The organism is Virgisporangium aurantiacum (genome assembly GCF_016863635.1).
In the GTDB taxonomy this organism is placed as follows: domain Bacteria; phylum Actinomycetota; class Actinomycetes; order Mycobacteriales; family Micromonosporaceae; genus Virgisporangium; species Virgisporangium aurantiacum.
In genome coordinates, this window is the sequence record NZ_BOPG01000075.1 from 48,077 (window position 1) to 72,372 (window position 24,296).

Genomic DNA, 24,296 nt, shown 5'->3' on the forward strand with positions numbered 1-24,296 from the left:
TCCGGTCGATGGGTACGCGAACAGGGCGAACTTATCAACGGGCTACTCTTGAAGCTCCGGCGGGAGGCGCTCGGCAGACAGGCCTCAGCCTCCTGCCCCCAGCTGTCCCTGGGGTGTGACATGCAGCAGATCGATCCTGAGATGACACCGGCCGAACGGATCAAGCTCTTCCGCATGCGTGCCGGTCTCACGCAGGAACAAGCAGCCCAACTCAAGGGCTGCACCGTCAGTGCCTGGCGCAAGTGGGAGTCCGGCGAACGGTCGGTCAACTCGCTTGGCGACTGGATCGAGATCGCCCGGATCGTCCGAGTAAAAGATCTTTTCCGGCTCACCGGTCTGCCCCTTGGCGAGCTTCCAGACGAACCCTCGGAGCACGAAACGATCCCGCCGATTCGCTCGGCGATGCACGCCTACCCGCAGCGGCTCGACGAACCAGTCGACCTCGACCTGCTCGGCCGATCGCTCGACTTCGCCTGGGGAACTTGGCACGGCTCCGGCAGCCGCTACACCCGGACCGGGCCGATGCTGCCCGACCTGATCACAGATACCCGCGCCGCGCTCATTTCCCTCGATGACGCCGAAGACCGGCGACGCGGGCAGCGGCTTGCGATGCACCTATGGTCGTTGATCCGGGCGTACGGAAAGCGAATCGGCGCGCTTGATGTCGCAATGGTTGCCGCTGATCGAGCATCAACGGCCGCGGACAATGCCGACGATCCTTGCTACCGCGCTGCTGCGGCCTGGCACACCGCTACTGTCCTGTCTGCGAGTGGCCATACCGAGGAGGCCGCCGCGTTGTGTCGCGACGCTGTCCGCGACCTGGAGGGCATCGACGACCAGGACCCGGAGCGGATCGCCCTGGTCGGCGTGCTGCATCTCCTTCTGGCTGTACAGGAAGCCCGGCTCCGTAGTGAGCCTGCCGCCATGAACGCGCTCGCGGTCGCCGATCGGGCAGCGGTGGCCGTCGGTGAGACGACATACCACCGGGTCTACTTCGGCCCGACGAACGTCGGAATCCACCGGAGCGCGGTCGCCCTCGAACTGTCCCGGCCGCACGAGGCGCTGCGGGTAGCCGAACACGTCGACGTATCCCAGTCGCCAAGCGTCGAGCGTCGCTACGCGCACTACCTCCACCTCGCCCGCGGGTATGCGAACCGTCGCGAGGATCTGGCTGCGTTGCACATGCTGCTGCGTGGAGATCGCGAGTGTGCAGAGGAATCCAAGATCAATCTGACCGTCAAGGGATTGACCCGGGAACTACTGCGGCGAGAGACGCCAACGACGAGACCTGAACTGCGGCCGTTCGCCGAGCGTATCGGCGTCGCATAGTCGTACGCCTCGGGTAGGTACCCCACGGCGTGGTACCACAGCGCGTGTCACTGCCCCACTGCGGGGCGGTGACACGCCTTTGTATGCCTACGGTCAGTGCTGTGACCGGCAGCACCACATTCGGTCACGCTTGATCGACGTACGCCTATTGGGTTGAGTCGATCTCGCAGGGGAGACCGGACGACGGCGATCGCGAGCGCCGCCCGATCACCCCAAGAACGAGAGCGGCAGCGGCCGAGCACTGCCCCGCCGGCGGACCCCGGCTGCTGCTTTCCCCGGATTAGGCCCCGGCGGTCGCTGCGAACTGGCGCGACCGCTGGGCCGCCATTAGGCAGCGAGGTGAGGGAGCGATGCACGGGATTCTATCGATTGCGACGGACGCGGCCGTCGCCACTGAGTTGGCCTATCCGCGCATGCTTAGCCTGGTCCCCGTTGTCATCGTTGAGGGCCGTGTCGTCGCGTCACGCCGTGAAGTGGTACTCAAGGGCGTAGGCGCTCGCGTCCAAGAGCATCTCGTTGACTTCAACGCATTGCCCTGCGTCGGTGTAGGCGTAGCGGGTGATTGCAACGATCGGAGTTCCGCCCGGCAAGTTGAGGTCGGCGGCCTCGGCGGGGGTAGGCATGCGGCAGATGACCGACTCGGTGAACTTCACCGGTCCGATTCCGGCCTCGGCCATCCGGGCATAGATGCCGCCCTTGCCTGGGCCGGTGTAGGAAACCGAGGGCGCTTTTGCGACCACCTCAAGCGGGATGTAGCTCGTTGCGGCTTGCACGGTCCGTTCTTCGACGGCGAACTTGCGTGATCGCGCGAGGACGGCCGCATCGGCGGGCACGCCCAACGCGTCGGCAACGGATTGAGGCGCCGGAACCTCACCGACGACGACGTGAACGACACGGAGCCGGCCGTTCGTGTCATGATCCTGAATCGCTTTCCCGGTCCCCCACTGCTCTTTCGAGAGGCGACCCGGTGATGAGCGGCGGATCCGGCTGAACATCCGCACGAACAAGCCCTTTCCATGGCGTGAGACGACGATGCCGTCGGCGCGCAGAAGGTCGAGAGCGCGGGCAACCGTGCCGACGGGCGCGCCGTGGATCTGCGCAAGATCTCGAACCGTGGGGAGGCGGTCGCCCTCAACGAGGCGGCGCGCTGCGATGTCCGCCCGGATGGCGTTCGCAATGTCTTGGTAAGCCGACTGAGCCACGGTGTTCAGAATACTGAGTGTTCCGGATGAACACACCTTCAGTGTTCAGAACGCAGCGTGTGAGATGGGGGGCACCGATGGTTAGGAGATCCCCGATGGCCAGCCTGCGTAAAGCATGTGACGGCTACTCCCGCGTGAACCATGCAGGCCAGCGCGCAGCGGCGTTCCTGCGGCACCCACGCGCAACAGCGCGTGGACATGCGTCAGTGAACGGGCGCGAGGCCGGACCCACCACACCCGGCATCGAGGCCAGCCCACTCGCCGACGCGTAACGAGAGCGGCGGCAACCGGCGTTCCTTCCGCGCTGACCGCGTTGGTTGCCGCCGCTCTCCCGAAGACGAGAGCGGGCGACGTAGCCCCGGAGCCTCCGGCCGTCGCCCGCTCTCCCGAGACCGGCCCCGGTGGTGTTTGCCAAAAGCGGCGCAGCCACCGGGCAGCCACACCGAGCACAGGAGGGACGCGCGTGAGGACCTACCACGACGCGGCCATGACCTACGTCGACGCCGTCAACATCTTGATCGAGCACCAGCCACTGGGCACGCGCTGCCGGCGCTGCGGTTTGCCGTGGAAGCGCACGCCCAGGGCGCAGGCCACCACGGTGATGGTCGGCCGAGCGGGGTACGTCCGATGACCGGCACCGAGCAGGCCTGGTTCCAGCCGTACGCGTTCGTCGTGCTCACGGTCGCCGCGTTCAGCGTGATCGCGTGCATGGCCGTAGCCCGGCGGTGGACCTGCCCGCACCCCAGCCGCGATCGTCAACCGACGTTCGACGACCGCGGTATCCGGGACGGCTACCGCTGTGGGCGCTGCGGCCTGCCGATACCGACAATCTTTCACGCTTTGTCGGACGGGTGACGTGATGACGACCGGACCGGGCGGCGAGCGGCTCCTGACCGACGCGTCGGACGAGGTGGCAACTCAGTTCCGCTACATCCGCACCGTGCTCGTCGATGCCGCCGGGGGCGACTGGATCGTCGAGGTGGACCGTGAACCGGTCGACCGAGACGACGACATCGCAGGCAAAACCCGGCTGGCCTTCCTCGTGCCGGACCGCCCGCAATGGGACATCGACCTGCCGAACGAGGTGTTGGTTCGAATCGCTCAGCAGATCGGGAACCTGTGACCGATCTCCCGCCGTGGCCCGGCCCGCTCACCGCCCAGAGCACCTGGTCGGACGTCTACGTGTTCTCGCCGACTCGGTCGGGCCCCGCTTCTCCATCGATTCCTGGGCCCACAACCTCGATTCCAGAAACCTGTGGCCCCACAAGGATGTTGATGTCTGGCGGCGTCGTCGTGGACCCACCCTCCATGCGGCTCGGCGCCGAAGTGCTGCCGCAACGGTCTTCGACCGGCTTGCCACCGAAACACTGCGCCGAGGTGTCGCGGGTGGGAGCGCAACGTCCCGAGGCCGCAGGCCTGGCCGCGGAGCTCGTCCAGCTCGGCTGGCCGAAGTACCGCCGTTCCAGCCCTTGGGATCGGTGGGGCCAACTGGAGCTGGAACTGCCATCGACGCGTGTGCACTCATTACCGACGGTGGGCCCAGAACTTTCCGGAGTGGTGGGGCCAGAGAACCCCGGAGAAACATCTACGACCGGCTACTGCACGAACAGGCGGAACGGAACAAGCGCACTGCCAAGAGGAAGCCACCCTCCCGAGTGCCAGCGCACAGCGCGCCGGAGAGAAAGGAGCGAGCAGCCAATGATCGTCAGTAAAGCTGAGTTCGGCGACCTGGTCGCCTGACCGCAGCGTGAGCCGGGGTGGCCGGCATCGAGGGACACCGGCCGCCCCTTCACGCCCTGATCCACCCAACAGCCGGCGGCACGCTGCCGTCGGCCGCTTCACCCTGCCCCCGCCACCCTTCTGAACGGAGCGAAATGACACCAGCCGTAGATCGACTGCGCAACGACGCCGGCCGAGAGGAAGACCCGCCTATCCGGGACGGTGCGCCGCAAGGCCCGACCACCGCCCTCGACGCCGGCGCACCGGCAGACCAGTGCGACACCGTATGCAAGCTCCTGGGCTGCCGACTCGCCGATGCCTTCGACGACGATCCGGACCTGCACTGGCTGAGCGGCGGCGGCATCTAACGGCTCTCACCCTCATGGACCGGCAGCCCTTCGAGCACCCGCCCACCCGGCAGTTGCCCTGCCCGAAGGCTGCCCAGCCGGCCCGTCTCGACCTCTCGGGGGCGGGCCGGCGCCTTACCCACCCTTCGAACGGAGTGACATGACACTGAGCACGACGTACGCGCTCGACAACGACCAGCAGGGCGCCTCCACCTCGCTCGCCTGGCTGGCGCAAGTCCTCGACCCGCACACCATGCGGATCCTGCAGCCGCTGGTCCGGCCAGGCTCCCGCGTCCTGGAATTGGGCGCAGGCACGGGAACCATCGCCCGCAAACTCGCCGACATCGTCATCCACGAGCCGGTCACGGCAGCCACCGACGACGACGTGCTTGCCCCCCTTCCCACCGGTCCGCGCGGCCTGGTCGTGGCGACCGACCTCAAGCCGATTCACGTCCAACCCACACACCCCGGCGTCCGGGTGGAAAAGCATGACCTGCGCATCCACCCCGTCACCGCCATCAAGGGCGGCCCCTGGGACCTCATCCATCTGCGATGCGTCATGGCCCACCTCGGCAACCGCAACGAACTCATCGCCGAGCTGGCCGCGGCCCTCGCGCCCGGTGGCCACCTGGTGATCGAGGAATGGGGCGGCGTCGGGGCCGGCATGGTGCTACGGGCACCGACCGATCAGACCGAGGTGCTGTACTCCGCCTACCAGCAGGCGCTGAGGAACTACTTCACGGACTACGGCAACGACGGAACCTGGATCCTGCGCGCGTACCGGCTGATGGTCGAGGCCGGCCTGGAGGCGGAAGTCCAGACCGGTGCGAAGTCGTGGGTCGGTGGGAAGGCTGGCTGCCGCCTGCCGATCGCGATGTCCGAGCAGATCGAGGACCAGCTCATCGCGCAGGGCATGACCCTCGACGATCTGCAGAAGTTGCGGACCCACCTGGTCGACCCAGCGGTAACGGTGATGGGCAACCAGACCTGGTCGTTCATCGGCCGGCGACCGATCGCAGAGGGGTGACCCATGCTGTCCCCGAAGAGCGTCGCTCCGCTCCTCGCGCGCCGAGGACTCCTCACCGCAGCCGCCGGCGGGGCAGCCGCCACACTGATCGGCTGCAGTAACAACAAACCCCGCCGCCCGACCAGCGGAAAGATCGAAAAGGTGGCATATCTGACCGGCTTCAACATCACCGGCCAGGACGCCTTCCTGTACGTGGCCAAAGAGCAGGGCTACTTCCACGACGCCGGACTCGACGTCGACATCCAGGCCGGCGCCGGAACCCAGCGCAACCTCGCCACCCTCAAGTCCGGCAAGGCGCAGATCGCCTGTATCGACGTCGCCGGCGGCATCATCGAAAGCCAACGCAAGCCTGCCGTGGACTTCCGGATCTTCGCCACGATCTACCAGCGCGGGGTGTCATGCATCGTCGCGCTGCCCACGGCCAACATCCACGCACCCCAGGACCTCAAGGGCAAGAAGATCGGCTTCACGGTCGGCGGGGTCAACCGCAGCATCTTCCCGGCCTATGCCAGCGCCGCCGGAATGAAGGACAGCGACATTGCCTGGGTCGAGATGGCCCCGACGGGCATCCGGCCAGCGCTCATGGCCGGGCAACTCGACGCCTCGACCGAGATCGTGATCGGGCGTCCCGCGATCGAGGCGGCCGCCCGGGCGGCGGGGAAGCTGCGCCCTGGAGAGACGGTCACAATGCTCCCGTACTCCGACCTGCTCCGCGATGTGGTCGGCAACGCGATCGGCTGTCTGACCGAGACCGCGATGACCAACCCCGACCTGGTGCGCGGATTCCGCGACGCCACGATGCGCGGCCTCGTCGACACGATCGCCGACCCGGCCCAGGCCGGCGAGATCATGGCCAAACACGTTCCGGCCTACACGCCGGAGATCGCCGCCGCCGAGGTGAAGGAGATGATCCCGTACGTCCGCGGCAGCGACGCGATCGGCTACCTCGACCCGGTGCGGGTGCGAGCGTGCATCGCCCTCATCCAGGGCCTGGGGCTCGTCCCCTCCGGCGTCGCCCCGGAGAACATCGTGGCCTTCGACCTGCAGCCACACCGATGACAGACAGAGGAGGTCCGGCCACCGCGACCGGACGCACACCCGGCGAGATCGACGGCTACCTCGCCGCAGCCCTGGCTGGCCTCACACCCCAACCCAGATAGGACCAGGAGCCCGCTGCGATGGCCGTCCAGCGCGCTCCATCCCGGCCGGCCCGCCCTCCCCACATCCGGGGCGGGCCGGCCCCCAGACCGGCGATCCCTCGCTTCAACCCACAGTCCCCGGTGGGTAGCGCCTGCACCAGCAGGAGGCGCCGCGATGCGAGGGATCGCCCCATCACCCGGTGCCAGCCGGCACCGGGCCGCTCACAGCACACGAGAAAGGTCCGAATGAAACCCCTCACACGATCGATGACCTTGGTGGTCACGTTTCTCGCGGCGTTCGTCGCCGGAAGTCCGCCGGCCACCGCGATCGTCGGCGGACACGACGCCACCCAGACCTACCCCGGCATGGCGTCGCTGACCGTCGCAATGGCCGACGGCCGGACCGCCTGGTGCGGCGCGTCCCTGATCAGCCCGCGATGGTTGCTGACGGCAGCTCACTGCGTGTCCGAAGACGCAGCAGCACCGATGCCCGTCGCCGTACCCGGCTCCACCGTGACCGCCCGCGTCGGGTCGAACGACCGGACCCAAGGTGGCACGGTCGTCACCGGCCAGCAGGTCTTCCTACCTCCGGACTGGAACTGGGGCATGCCCACCGGCCGGCCGGTGTCCGACCTGGCGCTGGTCAAGCTGACCCGCCCGGCGTACGTGCCGCTGATGCCTCTCGGGGCCCGGCAGGTCCCCGAGACGGCTGCCGTTCGACCGATCGGCTGGGGACTGACCCAGTTCCCGCCGCCGCCCGGCATTCCTCCGGCGGAGGCGATCCCGACCATGCTGCAAGAGCGGGACGCCACGCGGCTGGCCGCCAGCGCCTGCGACGGCGGATTCATGAGCGCCGGTGAGATCTGCGTCAGCCCGGCAAGCTGCTTCGGCGACTCCGGTGGCCCGCTCCTGCGACCGGTACACGGCGACCACCGATGGGCGACGGTCGGCATCACCAGCCGAGGAACCACGGCTGGGGCGCAGTGCGTCGGTCCTCGCGTCTACACCGACCCCACCTACCCGCCATTCGTCCTCTGGATGGCCAAGACGATGCTGACGTCGAAGATCCAGCCGTGCACCTGCCCACCGACCCCGTACGCGGCAACCGATAGCACGCGCGCGGACCGGTTCAAGCCGCTCATCACCACATAACGCACAGGAATCCGGTCCGGCCACCGCGCAACGGGGGTGGCCGGACCGACCCCAGGACCGGCGGTCCTTGGCTCCCCCTGCAGCGGGGGTTGCGCCCGGCCTCGACATCCGGACGTCGCAGCGAAGGGAAGGGCCGCCACCACCGACCCGGTCTGCCCCGCACCCAACACATCAAGCGATTCCCGCTGGCCATCACCACATAGCCCACAGGCGCCAAGACCCCCACAACCAGGAGACCTACCGTGATGATCACCAGGCAGGCCATTCAGATGGCGGCCGGACGGCTACGAGGATGGGTACGCGTCACCCCGGTCATCTCGGTGGCACGGTCAACGTTCGGGCATGCCGTCGACCTCAAGCTCGAACATCTACAGCACACCGGATCGTTCAAGCCACGAGGCGCGTTCAACCGGATGCTGTCCCACCCGATACCACCGGCCGGCGTGGTCGCGGCCTCGGGCGGGAACCACGGCCTGGCCGTGGCCTACGCCGCCGTCAACATGGACGTGCCGGCCGAGATCTTCGTCCCCGAAACCGCGTCTGCGGTGAAACTTCGACGCCTCCACGGATACGGAGTACGGGTCACCCAGGTCGGACAGCAGTACGCCGACGCCCTCGCCGCCAGCCGAGCCCGCGCCGACGCAGTCGGGGCGCTCATGGTGCACGCCTACGACGACGCCGACGTACAGGCCGGCCAGGGCAGCATCGCGGTCGAACTCGCCCAGCATACACGGACCATCACCACTGTCCTCGTCGCAGTCGGAGGCGGCGGCCTCCTCGGCGGCATCGCAACCTGGTACGCCCGCACCGCCACCAAAGTCGTCGCCGTCGAACCCGCCAACGCGCCAACCCTGGCCACAGCCCTGGCCGCCGGACATCCCGTCGACGTCGAGGTCAGCGGCGTCGCCGCCGATGCACTCGGCGCCCGCCAGATCAGCGCCCTCACCCTCCGAACCGCCGCAGACACCGGGGTGAAGTCCGTTCTCGTCGACGACAAATCAATCATGCAGACACGCCAAGCCCTATGGGACGAACTCCACCTCGCCGTGGAACCCGCCGGCGCCACCGCCCTGGCAGCCCTGACATCAGGCGCCTACCAGCCCGCACCAGACGAACACATCGCCGTCATCATCTGCGGAGCCAACACCGACCCGATCGACCTAGTCGAGCGCCAGTGACATGCAGCCCCCGCACCCGACCCAGCCAACACCTCGGCTCGCCTCGGACGAACTCAGCGCTGCTGTGTCGAATCTACCCACGAACCCAGTTCGACACGCGCAATCCGGTCGATGCCTGACCTTCACGACCAGAGATCCATGCGGTCGCTTTGACCGCCATCGCCTGTGCGTCGCCTCGAATGTGAGCCCATCACGGACTCCGCAGCGGACCCAAGCGATCGGACCTTCACTGGAGGAGCCCGATGACCATCACCACGCCGACCAGTCCTCCGTCGCGACCACAGCCAACGACCGCGTCGACGCCGTCACGGCGGTCGCCGCGGCCACGTCACTTGCTGTCCGTGCTCGGACTGAACGGAGGTTCGGAGCACACCCGCCGCACCGCGCAGCGCATGGTCGCCTCGTACCGGGACCTGCTCAGCCCGAAGCCGTTCGACGCCACCACGTTCGCCAACGACGAGGGGCACCACGATCTGGTGATCAGTCGGTCGGTGCCGTTCGCGTCGTTGTGCAACGACCGGTTGCTACTACCGCAGCAACGAGCCGCGCGGACCGGCTCACCACCCTCGACCCTGGCTGCGGCACACCGCCGATGAACTTGGCGTGCGGCCTCGCCACCGCGAGCGCATTCCACGACCGCGAAGGCCACCCCGACGTGCCTATGTGTCGCCGCGTCAACGGGTTCTCGCTCCACGGCGGGCTCGACGAATGCCGCAGCTTGCGTCGAAAGGGACGCTTACCTGCCGACGTGATCACCATGCTCGATGCCCTCGGCATGAACTGGGACAACCACCCACCAGAACACACCCGACCCAGCCAGTAACCCCAGACAGCGACCCCGCCAGTGACCCGACCAGTGACCCTGTCAATCGTGGTACGGCCACGACGCCGAGTTTGTCCGGCTCCGGCCGGGAAGCAGCCGAAGCGCAGCGCGCAAGAGAGGTACGCCATGACCACCCATGACTCGTCGTCGAGCGACGACCAGATCCCCGAGACGTTCGACACGTCGATGCCGCACTCGGCGCGGGTGTGGAACTACTGGCAGGGCGGCAAGGACCACTTCGCTGCCGACCGTGCCCTCGGCGACCAAATAGAACAGTTCTTCCCCGATATCCGGACGATCGCCCGCGCATCCCGCGGTTTCCGCGTCCGCGCCATCCAGTACCTGGCCGGGGAAGCCGGGATACGCCAGTTCCTGGACATCGGCACGGGCCTGCCGACCGCTGACAACACGCACGAGGTCGCCCAGCGTACCGATCCACACGCGCGCATCGTCTACGTCGACAACGACCCGATGGTGCTGGTGCACGCGCGGGCGCTGCTGATCAGCACGCCCGAAGGCGCCACCGACTACATCGACGCCGACGTACGCGACCCGGACACCATCCTCCGGCACGCGGCGGAGACCCTGGACTTCACCCGGCCGATCGCCCTGACGATGCTCGGCATCCTGGGCAACATCGTCGACTACGCCGAGGCTCGCGCGATCGTCGACCGGCTCGTGGCCGCTGTCCCCTCCGGAAGCTATCTGGTGATCAACGACGGAACGAACGTGATCAACCCAGAAGCCCGCGACGAGGCCACCCGCGCCTCCATCGAAGCCGGCACCCCGTACATCGCCCGCAGGCCAGAGGAAATCGCCGGGTATTTCGAGGGCCTGGAACTGGTCGAGCCCGGTGTGGTCTCCAGCACCCGGTGGCGACCGGATTCCGAAGGTGATCTTCCCGCCGAAGTGGACGTGTTCTGCGGGATGGCGTGGAAACCATGATCGACACGACCGTGGCGACGCGACGTCCAGCAGCCGGTTCCAACCCGCCAAACAGCCGCAGCTGTGCGGGATCCTCGCGCGGTCTTCTCTCGCCGACAGCCGTACAACGCAGTCGCGGCACTGCGCACAGCGGGTGTTGTCAGGCCGGATCGAGGTGCCTGCTATGACTGCCGTCGACGGGGCCGCACCGGGGATGGGCGCGTCGACCGGCGCGCCCGTTCCGTCACCGCAGCCGCAGCCGGCGTTGCGGTTACAGGGCGAGATCGTGGACGTCGGCTGCCGTGACGCCGTCATCGACACGATCATCTGCGATGTCGGCAATGTGGTGATCTTGTTTTCGCCGGACCGGTCGGCGGAGATCGAACGCCGGTACGGTATCCCGGCCGGAGCCCTGCTGCACGCGGTGTTGAAGACGCCTCCGGCACGGCTGGCGGCCGTCGGGCAGCTGGACTACGACGAATGGGTCCGGCAGGTGGCTGCGCTCGTGGGAGAGGGCGCGGTGGCGGACTGGCTGACGTATCACGGCGAGCTCAACCAGCCTGTGGTGGACATCCTGGCCGCTGCCAAAAGAAGCGGTATCCGGATGCTGCTGTTGTCGAACGCCACCGTCCGACTGTGGGACGACCTGGACCATCACCGCATCCGCGGGCTCGCCGACGAGGTGTCCTGCTCGGCCGATATCGGCGTGGCCAAGCCGGACCCGCGCGCGTACGAGTTCGTGATCACCACGGCATCGGTGGCCGCCGGTCGCGCCCTGTACGTCGACGACACCCGTCGTGGGTCGAGGCCGGCCGCGGCGTGGGACTGCGTGGCTACGTGTACGGCACCCCGGACGGTCTACGGCGCGAGTTGGCGGCCCTGGGCGTGAGCGTATGACACCGACCCGGTCCGGCATGGGGTTGAGCGTGGTGGTCACCACCCGCGGGCGCAGCGACAGCTGCCGACGCCTGTGCGCGGCGCCGGACGCCCAGTTCGGGGACGATCCCGACCTCACGACAGAAGTGGTGCTGGTCTTCGATGGCTGCGAGCCGTACGACTGGATCGACGGCGCCGGACGGTATCGATGTGTCCACCTGACGGTGAGGCACGGCATCGCGCGGGCCCGGAACATCGGTATCGGGCACGCCTGCGGCGAGACCGTGGCGTTCCTCGACGACGACGCGGTGCCGATGCCGGGATGGGTGTCCAGCGTCGTCGCGGCACCGTCCACCTATCCGCAGATGATCGCCTTCGGTGGTCGGGTGATCGGCTCGGACCAGCAGAACGTGTACGCGCAGCTGCGCGACCAGGTGTACTACCGGGAGGCGTTCGGCGCCTGGTACGTCGACGGCTCGGCTGACGGTGACCTGATCGGCCCGCCCTACGTCAACGGTGGCAACAGCGCCTACCGGCGCCAGGCGGTGGTCGACGCCGCAGGTTTCGACGAGGCGCTGCCGGCGTACAGCGATGTCGAACTCGGCCGCCGGCTTGATCTGCACCGGCGGGGCGTGTTGCTGGCCGGCATGACTATCCGCCACGACCACCCGGCGACGTTCGGTGAGTACCTGCGTCGCTGCTACCGCAGCGGCCGGGCCCGCGGCCTGCTGTGGTCGCGGCGCCGGTATCCGCAGGACGCGCCCGGCCGGGTCGCGGCGGCGATCGTCACCAACGTGTTGTGGAACAACGTGGTTCACCGGATCCGCCGGATCACCGCCGGTCGTACTCGGGCGGCAATCGTGTTGACATGTCAGGAGGTGCTTCATGGCGTCGGATACGCCCGCTCGCTGGTCTCGGTTCGCTGACCACGCGGTCACCGGGCTCGTTGTGGCCTTGATGGCTCGCCGTGCGCTGGAACTGGCTACGGTGATCCGCAGCGGGCGCTGGAGCCGGGCACGGCTGGCCGGCCTCGCCGCGGGTGATCAGCCGGTGGACCGCGGCCTGCGGATCGTCTGTGTGGTGCCGCTGTACCTGGAGCAGGACATCGCCGCCGACACCGTCCGGTTCTGGCATCACCTGGCCGCACGGACCACGGTTGACCAGGTCGTGTTCGTGACCACCGCGAAGGAACAGCCGGGTCGCGACCCAACCACACCCGACATCGTGGCCGCGGAACTGGCCGCCCTCGGCAATCCCGAGCGGGTGGTGCACCTGCACTGCGACGAGGTGACCCAGTTCCGGGCCGCGCAGCTCAACCTCGCAGTCCGCCAGACCACCCGCCCGGCTGTGGCCACGGACGACAGCACCGACGACTGCACCGACGGGGGCGCGGCCGGTCGGGCGGCGCGCACGACGTGGATCGGGGTGTACAACGCCGACTCCCGCCCAGCCGACACCACCTTCACCGAACTCGCCCAGCAGATCCGTGCCGAACCGGACACCCGCGTGTTCCAGCAGTTGGCGGACTACGTCGTGCCGGACCGGCCCGGAGCCGGGGCGGTCGCCGCCGGCAACGCGGTCCTGCAAACCTGGTGGACCCGCTCGCACTACTTCGCCCGCAACACCCGCGGCGCCCGTAACCGCTCCTGGCGGGCCACGGTCACGCCGTACTCGACGTTCGGGCACGGCGAGTTCGTCCGCCGGGACTTCCTCGACGACATCGGCGGCTTCCCCGACTTCGCCTATGCCGACGGGCTGCTGCTGGGCTGGATCTGCCGGCTACGGGCCGAACCGATCGGCCTGCTCGCCAGCCGCGACGACGCCGAGGTTCCCCGCACCGGCCGGGACCTGATCACCCAGCAGACGGCGTGGATGCGCGGGCTGCTCAACTTCGGCGCCACGGTGGCGTGGTGCCGCCAGCACGGCCACCTGCGCCTCACCGACCGCGAAGTGGCGGCCCTTCGCGCCGCGCACGCCACCATCCCGGTGACGTGGGGGTTGAGCACCGCCGCCGTCGTGGCTGGCGTCGCTGTGGTGACCGCCGGCGTTGCCCGACGTGGCCCGACCAGCGGCGACGTGCTACGGCTGGTGGGGCTGCTGATGCATCCCGTGGTGCCGGCCCTCGCGCTGCCCGGCACCGGCAGCAAACCCACCCGGCTCGGCACCAGGCTGGTCGGCGCGGCGATGTCGTGGCCGGTCGAAGGGCTGGCCTTCTGGCCAGCGGTGGCCAGCCATCTACGGCGTAGGCAACAAGCTCCGGCGAAGACGCCACGGTGACCAGGAACGGTGACCAGGAGACGGTGACAGGAGAACAGCATGGCTGAGGTATCCACCGATCCGGACCGGTTGCTCGCGCAGGCGATCGGCTGCCTAGGCGAGCAGGGCGTCGATCTCGACGGGTACGCCTTCACCCCGGCGGCCGGCGCCACCCAGGCCACGGTGTGGAAGGGCGTCACCAAAGAGGACGAGCGACCCGCGATGGCACTGCGGCTGACACCCAAGCCGCTGGAACTCATCCGCCGGATCGCCACCCTGGTCGACGGGGTGCAGTCGGTGGCGTGCCCGACCACGGTGGCCACCGACCGGCTGGAGGCCGGCGAGCGGACGTGGACGGTCCACCTGTGCACCTGGATCGGTATCGGGACTCCCCGCAAGGCCGACATGGGTCTGCTCGGGCAACACCTGGCGCGGCTGCATCTGGACCTGGCCGGCTCGGCGGTCGACCTGACCGACCGGCGGCTGAGCTTCGAACGCAGCCCGGTACCGCCGACCGAACAGCAGCTGCCGACCTGGTACGTCGCCCGGCACCTGTGGCGCGACCGGATTTTCGCGTGGCTGTCCACCCAGACCGAGCGGATGGCGCCGCAGCCCATCCACGGCGACATGCACTGGGGCAACGTCGTGGCCACCGTCGACGGGTTCGGGTTCATCGACTTCGACAAGGTGATGTTCGCCCCGCCGGTGTTCGACCTGGCCAAGCTGATCGCCACCGGCATGTTCCGCGGCGGCGAACAGGTGCGGTTCCAGGCCCGCAAGACCACCCAACTCATCGAAGGCTACGAGTCCGTGCGCCCGCTGGCCGACACCGAACTCGTCGCGTTGGAAGGGCTGGCGGTGCTGCTCAACGAAGAGACCGCGCGGCTGGGCACCGTCTACGACATCGACGAGTACCGGCGTGCCGCCGACGCGGTGGCGTCCTGGTGGATCGCCAGGCGGCGACGCACCCGCAGCGACCCGCTCGGCATCCGCACCGCCCGGCAATCGAACGCCGCAGACCGCGACCCGGCGAACCAACCGCCGCTGTGGCCCGACAGCGGATCCGACAGCGGATCCGACGACGAATCCGACAGCCCCGACTGAGGAGAAGGAGGTGGCCGTGGTGCGCGCACTGATCGTGGGCTGCGGCAGCCACGGGGGTGAGGTGCTGCTCCCGGCCGCACTGACCGCCGGGATCCAACCGGTGGGTCTGGTCGACACCGATTTGGACAAGGCCAAGGCACTGGCCGAGCAGTGGGGCGTCCCGCACGCCTACGGCTGCCTCGACGAGGCCCCGACGCTGCACCTCGACGCGGCGATCATCGCCCTGCCCGTGGCGCTACATGCCGGCCACGTCGCCTGGGCCATCGGCAAGGACCTGCACGTCTTCGTCGAGAAACCCCCGGCGACCGACCTCGCGCAGCTACGTGACCTCGTCGGGCAGGTCGACGCCGCCGACCGGGTGTGCGCCGTGGGTATGAACTTCCGCTGCGCCGAAGGGGTCCAGGAACTCCTGCGGCGTCTGGACACCGGACGGCACGGACAGCCGACGTATGTCCGTGTCGTCCAGGTCGCCCGCAAGCCGTTACAACCGTTCGGGCCCGGCCTGTCGATGGAGGCCAGCCTGTTCTACGCCCAAGGCATCCACGCCATCGACCTCGCGCTGACCCTGGCACCGGCGGCCACGGCGATCAGCGGTCAACGGGTGCGGGTCAACCGGGGCCGGCTGTGCGTCGTGGTCGGCGAAGACCACGACTCGGGCACCCGCATCGAGGCGTCGTTCGGGTCCAGCGCCGCCGGCCTGTACCACGAGCTGGACGTCTTCTGCGACAGCGGCGACCTGCTGAGCCTGCGCAATCTGTCCGAACTGCTGTACCTGCCCGGCGGGGGACAACCCGACGTGGCCGACTATCCCGGCGCCCGCGTCTTGTGGCGGCGCTCACCCACCAATGTCGGCTACACCGCCGCCGGCTACGCCACCGAGCTGGCCGCGTTCAAGGCGCGGGTGCTCGGCGAACCGGACCCCGCTGGCGGGAGGGCCGCCATTCTTACCGACCTGCTGCCGGCCTACCACGCCTTCGACCAGCTCCTGACCTCCTGGGAGGTGCCATGGACGAGCTGACCCACACCAACCTGACCGCGGCGATCAACCAAGGCGGCTCCGGCAACACCGAGGTCGTCGGCGCGTTGGAAACCGCGTTCGCCGACCTCCTCGGCGCACGGATCGCGTTGTGCACCTCCAGCGGCACCGCCGCGCTCATCTGCGCGCTGTGGGCCGCCGGGATACGCCCCGGCGACGCCGTCGCGGTCTCCGCCCTCGCACCGGCCATGACCGGGCTCGCCGTGACGGCCCTCGGCGCTCACCCCCTCTTCTGCGACACCGCCGGCCCGTCATCGTTCGGCATCGACCCACAGGCCGCCGCCCACGCCATCGACCACGGAGTGAAGGCAGCGGTGCTCGTGCCGATGTGGGGCTACTGGGACGAACAACCAGCCACCCTCGACGCATTGCGCCGCAACGGCGTCGCGGTCATCGTCGACGCCGCACAGGCACCGTTCCTGCGCCTACGCGACGGGCTGTGCGCAGCGGCCGACATCGTCTGCCTGAGCCTGCACGGACGCAAACCGTTCAAGGCCGGCGAAGGCGGCGTGTGCCTTACCAACCACCGACACCTGGCCGACGGCGTGGTCCAACTGCGCAACTTCGGGCAGCACACCGCCTTCGACGGGCGGCGGCTCACCGCGACCGGCGCGTTCGGGGCCGGCTTCGGCGTCAACTTCAAGATCAACGCGCTGGGCGCGGCCTGGTGCCTGGCCCAGGTCCAGCACGCCGACCGGCTCCGCGCCCACCTCACCGCACTGCGGACCACCGCCACCGACACCTTCGCCGCTGCCGGGATCGGGTGGACCGAAGCGAAGCAGGCGAGCACCGTGGCCGAACACGGCCGCTATGGCATCGTCGCGATCTGTCCGGACGAACAGGACGCCAAACAACTGGCGGCCGGCCTCGACGAACGCGGCATCGAGGTCGACACCACCCGCTACCACTACCGCCCGACGTACGACGCCGGGCATCTGGCCCGCTACGCCACCGCCTGCCCCAACGCGGAGCGGCTGACCCGCCAAGCCGTCGCGTGCCGCCTCGAAGCCTTCACCGCCGCCGCACCGGTAAGCCGCGTAGCGGCGACTCGCCCCGACCTGAACCGCATGACCTGAACCTCCATGATCTGAACGGAGCCACCCATGAAGATCGGCATCATCGGGATGGGACACGTCGGCGCCACCATGTACGACCTGTTCCAGCATCACGCCGACCTCGTCACGTTCGACGTAACCGACGCCCAGCCGTACCCGCACGACGCCCTGACCGCCTGTGACTTCGCCGTCGTCTGCGTCAACACCCCACCCGATGCGGCCGGCGCCTGCGACACCAGCAACGTCATCGACGCGGTCAAGCGGCTGCCGACCCAGCGGATCCTGCTGAAGTCAACCGTCCCGCCCGGCACCACCGACCACCTCGCCGACGCGACCGGCAAGAGCATCTGCTTCAGCCCCGAGTACGTCGGCGAGAGCACCTACCACCAGCCGTTCTGGGTCGACTCGGCCGCCGCTGTTCCGTTCGTCATCGTCGGCGGACCGCCCGAGGCCCGCGGCTACTTCATCGACGCGTTCCTGCCCGTGCTCGGACCGTCGAAGACCTACTTCCAATGCACCGCGCGGGAAGCCGAGGTCATCAAGTACATGGAGAACACCTACTTCGCCACGAAGGTCACCTTCGTCAACGAGTTCTACGAGATCTGCCAGGCGTTCGGCGCGGACTGGCACACCGTGCGCGAAGGGTGGCTGCTCGACCCTCGGGTCGAACCCATGCACACCGCGGTATTCCCCGCCGACCGCGGCTACGCCGGCAAATGCCTGCCCAAAGACACCGACGCCATCATCCACGCTGCCACCGCGGCCGGCTACCGCCCAGACCTGCTCGCGCAGGTCGTGCGCAGCAACGCCCGCATGCGGGCCGGAGACTGACCATGCCGCACGCCCACACGGTCATCGCCGTCAACTACCACCGCATCGGCCCTGTCGACGCCGGGAATCCGTTGCACCGGCTGCACACCGTGCCCACCGACGTCTTCCGCGCCCAGCTGGACCACATGCAGCAGCACGGAACCATTGTGAGCCTCGACGACGTTCGTAACTGCCGCGGCCTCGGTGAGATGAACTTCGTTGTTTCGTTCGACGACGTGCCCGCAGCGGCGATGACCGGGATCCAGCTGATGCTGGACCGGCAGCTGCCGGTCACGGTGTCGGTGTGCACGCGGCTCGCCACGGCCGGCTGGGGCACCCGCGACAAGGTCTACTGCGTCGGCCGGTACGCCGACCCTGGCACGGTCCGCGCCGCGGTCCGGGCCGCGTTCCCCGACACGGTGAGGAATGCGGTCCGCGACGGCGAACCGGTGTCGTTCTACCACGTCACCAAACGCGACGACCTCGACCCGGACCTGGTCGTCGACACGCTGATCGACCCGCTGCTCGCCAGCATCGAACCGCTCGCCCGCCCGTTCCTCGATGGCTCCGGCTACCTGTCGTGGGAGCGCATCCGCGACCTGGCCTGCCATCCGCTGGTCACCATCGCCAACCACACGGCCAGCCATGCCAACCTCGCCGCGCTGGCCCCGGACCGGATCGCCGAGGACATCACCACGGCGCATCACCTGCTCCGCGAGCAGCTCGGGGCGCCGCCGCGCTGGCTCACCATCCCGTTCGGGCGCCTGGATCAGCGGCTGGCCATTGACTGCCTCGATGTGGTGCATCCGTTGGGCTACCACGGCATCCTGTGGGTCGGCGATGTCGCCACCATAGCGGCCACGCTGGTCACCGCGCCGTACCACGCACAGGTTCTGCACCTGGTCCGCCTGCACGCCCCCACCACCATCGACGAGTTCGTCACCCGCACCCGTGCGCTGGCCAAGCAGGCAGCTACGGCCGCGGTCGGGCAACTCCCGGCGCGGATCCACAGCGACCCGGTCACGATCGTCGAATCCAGCGACCCGCACCCCGCCACCCGATTCGAGATGCTGGCCCGCCAAGGCAAGGACTACGCCTCCAACGTCGACTTCTACCGCTACCAGTTCACCACCAACCCGGCCAAGGGGACCCGGCCGGACTACTACGCGGTGGACCGCGACGGTCGGATCGAGGCGACTGCCTACAACTTCCACGCCACCTTCCGGATCGGCGCCCACACCGTCCCCGGGGTCTACCTGGCCAGCTGGCGCAAGCTGCCCGAGGCGCACAACACCGCGGCCGGCACGCTGGTGCAGCGGATGACCGCCCGCGAGCCGGTCGTGGGCGTGTACCACCCGAGCCCGGTCGCCGCGGCGGCGTTCCGCAGCTGGCACCAGATCCCGGTCTGGCGACTGAGCCTTGCCACCGACACCGCCGACGTCGCGCGGCTGGACCGTCTACACGAATGGGCCACCTTCGACGCCACGATCAACCCGCTGGTGGACGCGATAGGCCGCGAGGCGGATTTCACCGTGGCCCGCGACCGCACCTTCTACCAGTGGCGGTACGAGTCCTACCCGTTGGCGACCTGCCGGTACGTGGTGCTGTTCCGCCGGGCCGAACCGGTGGCCTACGCGGTCACGCTGCAACGCGGCGGCCGGATCGAGATTGCCGACTGGTATGCGCCGTCCACCCTCGGCTACGCCCGGCTCGTCGCCGCCGTGCAGGACAGCGCCCGTGGCCACCTCGCCCACACCATCGAGGTCGAAACCAGCAGCCGTGCCGTTGCCGACGACCTCGCGATCCGGTTCCGGGCGACGACGGCCCGCGCGACGAACTTCTACCACTTCAACCGCGCCCGCCTGGCCGAGTTCGGGGTCGACACCGCCGCTATCGACGACCTCACGGCGCGGTGGCCGCGGCTGCGTTTCCACGAGACCGCCAGCACCGGCGATCTGCTGATCCGGTAGCCGGCCATGCATCCATCCACGTACCCGATGGGCCCAGCTGTGTACACCGTCGCAGACATCCTCGCCGCCAGCGCCGCCCGTACGCCCGCGCGCACCGCCGTCATCGACGGGCACACCCGGATCTCCTACGGCGAACTGAACGAGCGTGCCCGCCGCTGCGCCAGCCTGCTCGCCCGCCGTGTCGACCCCGGCGACCGGGTCGCGATCCTCCTGCCTCGCGGGGTCGATGCGCTCGCGGTGTACTTCGGCGCCCACCTGGCCGGCGCTGTTCCGGTGTTCGTCCACGACCAGCTGCGACCCCGGCAGGTCGCGCACATCGTCGCCCACGCCGGTGCTCGCCTGGTGTGCACCAGTACCCGCCACCACAAGCTGCTGCGCGACATCGACCTGCCCGACGCGGCGATCGTGAACATTTCCACGCTCCGCGAATCCCCGCTGCTCACGGCGGTGCCGCGGATCGGCCGGGACCTCGCCGGGCTGATCTACACCTCGGGCTCCACCGGCACCGCGAAAGGTGTGGCCGTCACCCACGACAACCTCCTCGCCGGCGCCGGCATCGTCGCCGTCTACCTGCATCTGGAGAGCCGGGACTGCACGATGGCGATTCTGCCGTGGAGCTTCGACTACGGACTCAACCAGGTGCTCGCCACGTTCGCCGCCGGCGGCAGCGTGGTCATCCAACGCTCGACCTTCGGCCCGGACATCTGCCGCACCCTCGCCGCGGCCGACGTGACCGGCCTCGCGGGCGTGCCGTCCCTGTGGGTTGCCTTGACCGGCTCCGGCTCCCCGTTTCGGCAGTCTCGGTTGCCGGCGCTGCGCTACATCACCAACTCCGGAGGGCCGCTCGCGCCGGCCACCATCGACAAGATCCGCACCGCGCAACCCCACCTCGACATCTACCTCATGTACGGGCTGACCGAGGCGTTCCGCTCCACCTACCTCGACCCCGCCCAGGTCGCCGACCGGCCCACCTCGATCGGCAAGGCCATCCCCAACACCGAAGTCCTCGTCATCGACGACGACGGCCGCCCCTGCCCACCCGGCGCTGTCGGTGAACTCGTCCACCGCGGACCCACCGTCGCGTTCGGCTACTGGCACGACCCGGACGCGACCGCAGCCGTGTTCGGACCCCACCCGCACCAACCGGCCGGCTTCCGCGACGTCGGTCCGGCCGAGACCGTCGTGTACTCCGGCGACTACGTGAAGGCCGACACCGACGGCTACCTCTACTACGTCGGGCGGCGCGACGAGCTGTTCAAGTCCCGCGGCATCCGCGTCACCACCAGCGAGATCGAGGCCGAAGTCCGCGCCTCGGGGATGGTGACCGAAGCCGTCGTCGCCGTTACCACCGGCGGCCCCGATCCCCACCTGGTGGCGGCCGTGCTCCTGAGCGGCGGCGCCACCCTCGGCGATCTGCGGGCGTACTGCCGCGACGAGCTGGCCCCGCACATGCAGCCCCACGAGATCGTCGCTAGGGACACCATGCCCACGACGTCAACCGGCAAGACCGACCGGTCCGCGGTCCGGGCGCACCTCACTACGCAGATCGCCACTCAGCTGACCACCGCCGCGACGGTGCAGCCATGACCAGCAAGGCCGAGATCCGGGACCTGGCCGCGCCGCTGGATGAGTTCGCGCGACTACACACCGACACCCTGCGCCGGTTCGGCTCCCGCGCGGTCGATCTGTCCTACCCCAACCCGCGTTTCCACCTTGACGACCGCCCATATCGAACCCTCGCCGACCTCGCCGCCCGGGCCACTGTCGACGACCTTCGCTACAGCCCGTTCGGAGGGTTCACCACCGCCCGCCGACGCGTCGCCGCCGTGCTGGCCGAACAGCACGGCGTGCCCTACCTGTACCGCGACGTGATCCTCACCCCGGGCGCCACGGCCGCACTCAATCTCGCCCTGTCGACCCTGTTCGACCCGCCGGACCGGATCCTGCTCGTCACACCCTGCTGGATGGACTACCCGCTGTACGTCACCAATCTCGGCCTCGCCTCCGACCTGGTCAGCAGCGACGACCGCAAACACCTGGACCTGGCCGCGATCGAACGGGCCTGGACGCCGCACACACGTGGAATGATCATCAGCCAGCCCGCCAGCCCCACCGGCGTCTGCTACCAGCCCGGCGAGATCACCGCGCTGGCGGCCCTGCTCACCCGGCTCGGGGACATCCACGGCCGACCACCACTGTTGATCAACGACGAGACTCACCGTGATCAAATCTGGACCGGCCAGGACCTGCTCACTCCGGCGCACATCTACCCGCAGACCGTCAGCGTCTGCTCCTTCGGCAAAGCCTGGCAGATGCAGGGCCAACGGACCGGCTACCTCGCCATCCACCCCGACATCGCACAGCGAGAGAGCCTGCGTGACCGGCTGGCGCTCGCCATGCGGGTGACCGGCTACTGCGCACCGACCGCGCTCACCCAGCACCTGATCACTGCGCTGAGCCCGTTCACACCCGACCTCGGGCCGCTGGCCAACCTTCAGCACCACGCCCGACACCGGCTCCACCAGGCCGGCTACCAGGTCCATCGACGCCGCCGCGACCCACTTCGTCTACGTCCGCGCCCCCGTCGCCGACGACGGCCAGTACGTCCGGCTCGCCGCCGACCAGGGCGTCCTGGTCATGCCGTCGCGGCTGTTCCACGAACCCGGCCACTTCCGGATCGCCCTGAACACCGACGGCACTGCCCTCGACCACGCGCTCGACGTTCTCGCCGACCTCAACACCGATTCGGGTGGCTGATCATGCTGGAAAAGTTCCTGCCGGTCGCGAACGTGGCCTGGTCGGCGGCCACCTTCAGGGTGATCTACACCGACGCGGGTCCGGCCCTCACGCCGGAGGACCTCGCTGGCGGCGGCCGGTTCACCACCGCGGATCGCAACGGCCACACCGTGGTCTTGACCCGCGACCGGCTCGGGCTCAACAAGCTGTACTTCGCCATCCACCCGGACCGTGGCGTCGTCGCCGCGAACTACCTCGCCGACCTCGTCCGAGCCGGTATCCCGTTCGAGGCGATCTACGCCGTCCCCGCAGGCACGGCCACCGTCGTCGACCTGCACGCCCGAACGATCCGACTGAACCGCCATCACCACCTCCCGACCGGCCCCGCAGCAAATGAACCGCGGCACCATCTGGGGCAGGCGCGGGACCGGCTCAGCCAGCACATCGAGGCAGCCGCGGCAGCCCACCCCTGCGCCGCCGTCGCTGTGTGCCTGTCCGGTGGGCTGGACAGCGGCCTCATCGCCGCGCTCGTACGCACTCACTTCGCCATCGTCGTCGCCTACACCTACGCCTTCGACGACCACACCGGGCAACTCAGCCCGGACGCGGTCGCCGCCGAACGGCTCGCCCACTGGCTGGACATCCCGTTCCGGCTCGTCACCGCCGACGCCGACAAGATCCTCGCCGTCCTACCACGGGCATACCGGCACGGGCAGGACTGGCGCGACTTCAACATCCACTGCGCCATCGTCAACGAGATCCTCGCCGAAGCCATCGCCGCCGACCTGACCGGTATAGATGGGCCGGCTCTCGTGTTCACCGGCGACCTCATGAACGAACTCCTCGGCGACTACACACCCATCCGCTACCGCGGACACGACTTCTACACGCTGCCCAACGTGCCACCAGAGCAAGCCCGGACCAGCCTCGTCCGTGGTCTGCAATGCGGCGACCGGGAAATCGGCGTCTTCGCCGCCCACGGCCTCGTCGCCGTCCAGCCCTACGGGCAGATCGCCGACCAGCTACTCCAGGTCCCGGCGACCGTGCCCAAACCCGAGATCATCCGCGGCCTGGCCGGCCCGCTGCTGCCCGACGATTCCTACGACCGGCCCAAGGCCCGAGCCCAGATCGGCGGCCCCACCGCGACCACGGGAATCCTTCCCCTCCTGGTGGACGCCGGACACGTCGGCACCCGACTCGAACACGAATTCTGCGCGGCGATCGGTGTGACCGAGCCTCGGTCGCTGCGCGGCCGAATCCGAGCCGGTGTGTACCGATTCCCCAGCCGATTCCCCATGGAGGCCACATGAACACCGTCGATGCCACCCGGGCCAATGCCGAATCCAGTCTGGAACAGCTCGTCCGCGAGATTGGCAGAATACCGGCGACGGACACCACGTTCGGGCCGCACTCGGAACTGTTCGACTCCGGATACATCGACTCACTCGGCATCGTCGCCCTCACCACCTACATCGAACAGCAGTTCGGCGTCGCATTCACTGAAGAGCAGTTGTTCGACCCACGGTTCGTCACGGTCGCCGGAATCGCACAGATCGTCGCGACCGGTGCGCCGAGCGGCCCTCACCGCAACCGCCGCGAGTAGAAGCAGCGAC

At 68.9% G+C, this 24,296-nt stretch carries 24 protein-coding genes; 23 read left to right on the forward strand and 1 reads right to left on the reverse strand.

What is annotated here, in order from left to right:
* The first annotated feature begins 120 nt into the window (after positions 1–120).
* A complete protein-coding gene (locus tag Vau01_RS48085) occupies positions 121–1,329 on the forward strand; it encodes a helix-turn-helix transcriptional regulator (protein WP_239152499.1) in 1,209 nt (402 codons plus the stop codon).
* A 461-nt stretch (positions 1,330–1,790) separates the two neighbouring features.
* On the opposite strand, the gene Vau01_RS48090 is transcribed toward Vau01_RS48085, so the two are convergent.
* On the reverse strand, positions 1,791–2,531 hold the full coding sequence (locus Vau01_RS48090) for a GntR family transcriptional regulator (protein WP_204007551.1): 741 nt from the start codon (positions 2,529–2,531) through the stop codon (positions 1,791–1,793).
* 463 nt (positions 2,532–2,994) lie between these two features.
* Here Vau01_RS48090 and Vau01_RS48095 point away from each other — a divergent pair, with 463 nt between their 5' ends.
* The 22 genes from Vau01_RS48095 (at position 2,995) to Vau01_RS48195 (ending at position 24,286) form a co-directional block, all read left to right on the forward strand.
* A complete protein-coding gene (locus tag Vau01_RS48095; RefSeq protein WP_204007552.1) occupies positions 2,995–3,162 on the forward strand; it encodes a hypothetical protein in 168 nt (55 codons plus the stop codon).
* A complete protein-coding gene (locus Vau01_RS48100; RefSeq protein ID WP_204007554.1) occupies positions 3,159–3,386 on the forward strand; it encodes a hypothetical protein in 228 nt (75 codons plus the stop codon). Before Vau01_RS48095 ends, Vau01_RS48100 begins: the two co-directional genes overlap by 4 nt.
* A gap of 4 nt (positions 3,387–3,390) precedes the next feature.
* On the forward strand, positions 3,391–3,654 hold the full coding sequence (locus tag Vau01_RS48105) for a hypothetical protein (protein ID WP_204007556.1): 264 nt from the start codon (positions 3,391–3,393) through the stop codon (positions 3,652–3,654).
* A gap of 751 nt (positions 3,655–4,405) precedes the next feature.
* Positions 4,406–4,618, forward strand: coding sequence for a hypothetical protein (locus Vau01_RS48110; protein WP_204007558.1), 213 nt, complete (start codon positions 4,406–4,408; stop codon positions 4,616–4,618).
* A 139-nt stretch (positions 4,619–4,757) separates the two neighbouring features.
* The gene (locus tag Vau01_RS48115) at positions 4,758–5,624 is read left to right on the forward strand and encodes a methyltransferase domain-containing protein (protein WP_204007559.1); all 867 of its coding nucleotides are present in this window, start codon (positions 4,758–4,760) and stop codon (positions 5,622–5,624) included.
* Positions 5,625–5,765: 141 nt separating this feature from the next.
* Positions 5,766–6,683: an ABC transporter substrate-binding protein gene (locus Vau01_RS48120; protein WP_204007562.1), complete on the forward strand. Its 918-nt coding sequence runs from the start codon at positions 5,766–5,768 to the stop codon at positions 6,681–6,683.
* Positions 6,684–7,039: 356 nt separating this feature from the next.
* Positions 7,040–7,915, forward strand: coding sequence for a S1 family peptidase (locus tag Vau01_RS48125; RefSeq protein WP_239152504.1), 876 nt, complete (start codon positions 7,040–7,042; stop codon positions 7,913–7,915).
* A gap of 245 nt (positions 7,916–8,160) precedes the next feature.
* Positions 8,161–9,093, forward strand: a complete 933-nt coding sequence (locus Vau01_RS48130; protein WP_204007643.1) for a serine/threonine dehydratase — start codon at positions 8,161–8,163, stop codon at positions 9,091–9,093.
* A gap of 341 nt (positions 9,094–9,434) precedes the next feature.
* Positions 9,435–9,689: a GTP cyclohydrolase I gene (locus tag Vau01_RS48135; RefSeq protein WP_204007566.1), complete on the forward strand. Its 255-nt coding sequence runs from the start codon at positions 9,435–9,437 to the stop codon at positions 9,687–9,689.
* Positions 9,686–9,916, forward strand: a complete 231-nt coding sequence (locus tag Vau01_RS65440) for a helicase associated domain-containing protein (RefSeq protein ID WP_373320423.1) — start codon at positions 9,686–9,688, stop codon at positions 9,914–9,916. The genes Vau01_RS48135 and Vau01_RS65440 overlap by 4 nt, the downstream gene beginning before the upstream one ends.
* A 126-nt stretch (positions 9,917–10,042) precedes the next feature.
* Positions 10,043–10,861 carry an SAM-dependent methyltransferase gene (locus Vau01_RS48140; protein WP_204007645.1) on the forward strand — a complete coding sequence of 273 codons (819 nt, stop codon included), beginning with the start codon at positions 10,043–10,045 and terminating at the stop codon, positions 10,859–10,861.
* Between the two features lie 163 nt (positions 10,862–11,024).
* Positions 11,025–11,729, forward strand: coding sequence for an HAD family hydrolase (locus Vau01_RS48145; protein WP_204007568.1), 705 nt, complete (start codon positions 11,025–11,027; stop codon positions 11,727–11,729).
* A 4-nt stretch (positions 11,730–11,733) separates the two neighbouring features.
* Positions 11,734–12,642, forward strand: a complete 909-nt coding sequence (locus tag Vau01_RS48150) for a glycosyltransferase family 2 protein (protein ID WP_204007570.1) — start codon at positions 11,734–11,736, stop codon at positions 12,640–12,642.
* Between the two features lie 31 nt (positions 12,643–12,673).
* A complete protein-coding gene (locus Vau01_RS48155; RefSeq protein ID WP_204007572.1) occupies positions 12,674–13,993 on the forward strand; it encodes a glycosyltransferase family 2 protein in 1,320 nt (439 codons plus the stop codon).
* Between the two features lie 39 nt (positions 13,994–14,032).
* Entirely contained in the window at positions 14,033–15,076 is a 1,044-nt protein-coding gene (locus tag Vau01_RS48160; protein ID WP_204007574.1) for a phosphotransferase enzyme family protein, read from the forward strand.
* A gap of 16 nt (positions 15,077–15,092) precedes the next feature.
* Entirely contained in the window at positions 15,093–16,094 is a 1,002-nt protein-coding gene (locus Vau01_RS48165) for a Gfo/Idh/MocA family protein (RefSeq protein ID WP_204007576.1), read from the forward strand.
* On the forward strand, positions 16,082–17,188 hold the full coding sequence (locus Vau01_RS48170) for an aminotransferase class I/II-fold pyridoxal phosphate-dependent enzyme (RefSeq protein WP_204007578.1): 1,107 nt from the start codon (positions 16,082–16,084) through the stop codon (positions 17,186–17,188). The genes Vau01_RS48165 and Vau01_RS48170 overlap by 13 nt, the downstream gene beginning before the upstream one ends.
* A gap of 27 nt (positions 17,189–17,215) precedes the next feature.
* Positions 17,216–17,998 (forward strand): Rossmann-fold NAD(P)-binding domain-containing protein, encoded by a 783-nt coding sequence (locus tag Vau01_RS48175; RefSeq protein WP_204007580.1) that lies wholly within the window; start codon positions 17,216–17,218, stop codon positions 17,996–17,998.
* 2 nt (positions 17,999–18,000) lie between these two features.
* Positions 18,001–19,947 carry a polysaccharide deacetylase family protein gene (locus Vau01_RS48180; RefSeq protein ID WP_204007590.1) on the forward strand — a complete coding sequence of 649 codons (1,947 nt, stop codon included), beginning with the start codon at positions 18,001–18,003 and terminating at the stop codon, positions 19,945–19,947.
* 39 nt (positions 19,948–19,986) lie between these two features.
* Positions 19,987–21,534: an AMP-binding protein gene (locus tag Vau01_RS48185; protein ID WP_204007592.1), complete on the forward strand. Its 1,548-nt coding sequence runs from the start codon at positions 19,987–19,989 to the stop codon at positions 21,532–21,534.
* Positions 21,531–23,993, forward strand: a complete 2,463-nt coding sequence (locus Vau01_RS48190; protein ID WP_204007593.1) for an aminotransferase class I/II-fold pyridoxal phosphate-dependent enzyme — start codon at positions 21,531–21,533, stop codon at positions 23,991–23,993. Before Vau01_RS48185 ends, Vau01_RS48190 begins: the two co-directional genes overlap by 4 nt.
* The gene (locus Vau01_RS48195; protein WP_204007595.1) at positions 23,990–24,286 is read left to right on the forward strand and encodes an acyl carrier protein; all 297 of its coding nucleotides are present in this window, start codon (positions 23,990–23,992) and stop codon (positions 24,284–24,286) included. Before Vau01_RS48190 ends, Vau01_RS48195 begins: the two co-directional genes overlap by 4 nt.
* The last annotated feature ends 10 nt before the right edge of the window (positions 24,287–24,296 follow it).

Bases quoted from the DNA above. Each gene is read 5' to 3' on its own strand.
- Vau01_RS48175 (WP_204007580.1), top strand. From the start codon at position 17,216: ATGAAGATCGGCATCATCGGGATGGGACACGTCGGCGCCACCATGTAC.
- Vau01_RS48085 (WP_239152499.1), top strand. From the start codon at position 121: ATGCAGCAGATCGATCCTGAGATGACACCGGCCGAACGGATCAAGCTC.
- Vau01_RS48130 (WP_204007643.1), top strand. From the start codon at position 8,161: ATGATCACCAGGCAGGCCATTCAGATGGCGGCCGGACGGCTACGAGGA.
- Vau01_RS48190 (WP_204007593.1), top strand. From the start codon at position 21,531: ATGACCAGCAAGGCCGAGATCCGGGACCTGGCCGCGCCGCTGGATGAG.
- Vau01_RS48170 (WP_204007578.1), top strand. From the start codon at position 16,082: ATGGACGAGCTGACCCACACCAACCTGACCGCGGCGATCAACCAAGGC.
- Vau01_RS48105 (WP_204007556.1), top strand. From the start codon at position 3,391: ATGACGACCGGACCGGGCGGCGAGCGGCTCCTGACCGACGCGTCGGAC.
- Vau01_RS48180 (WP_204007590.1), top strand. From the start codon at position 18,001: ATGCCGCACGCCCACACGGTCATCGCCGTCAACTACCACCGCATCGGC.
- Vau01_RS48160 (WP_204007574.1), top strand. From the start codon at position 14,033: ATGGCTGAGGTATCCACCGATCCGGACCGGTTGCTCGCGCAGGCGATC.
- Vau01_RS48195 (WP_204007595.1), top strand. From the start codon at position 23,990: ATGAACACCGTCGATGCCACCCGGGCCAATGCCGAATCCAGTCTGGAA.
- Vau01_RS48115 (WP_204007559.1), top strand. From the start codon at position 4,758: ATGACACTGAGCACGACGTACGCGCTCGACAACGACCAGCAGGGCGCC.
- Vau01_RS48110 (WP_204007558.1), top strand. From the start codon at position 4,406: ATGACACCAGCCGTAGATCGACTGCGCAACGACGCCGGCCGAGAGGAA.
- Vau01_RS48145 (WP_204007568.1), top strand. From the start codon at position 11,025: ATGACTGCCGTCGACGGGGCCGCACCGGGGATGGGCGCGTCGACCGGC.
- Vau01_RS48150 (WP_204007570.1), top strand. From the start codon at position 11,734: ATGACACCGACCCGGTCCGGCATGGGGTTGAGCGTGGTGGTCACCACC.
- Vau01_RS65440 (WP_373320423.1), top strand. From the start codon at position 9,686: ATGAACTTGGCGTGCGGCCTCGCCACCGCGAGCGCATTCCACGACCGC.
- Vau01_RS48100 (WP_204007554.1), top strand. From the start codon at position 3,159: ATGACCGGCACCGAGCAGGCCTGGTTCCAGCCGTACGCGTTCGTCGTG.
- Vau01_RS48140 (WP_204007645.1), top strand. From the start codon at position 10,043: ATGACCACCCATGACTCGTCGTCGAGCGACGACCAGATCCCCGAGACG.
- Vau01_RS48155 (WP_204007572.1), top strand. From the start codon at position 12,674: ATGGCTCGCCGTGCGCTGGAACTGGCTACGGTGATCCGCAGCGGGCGC.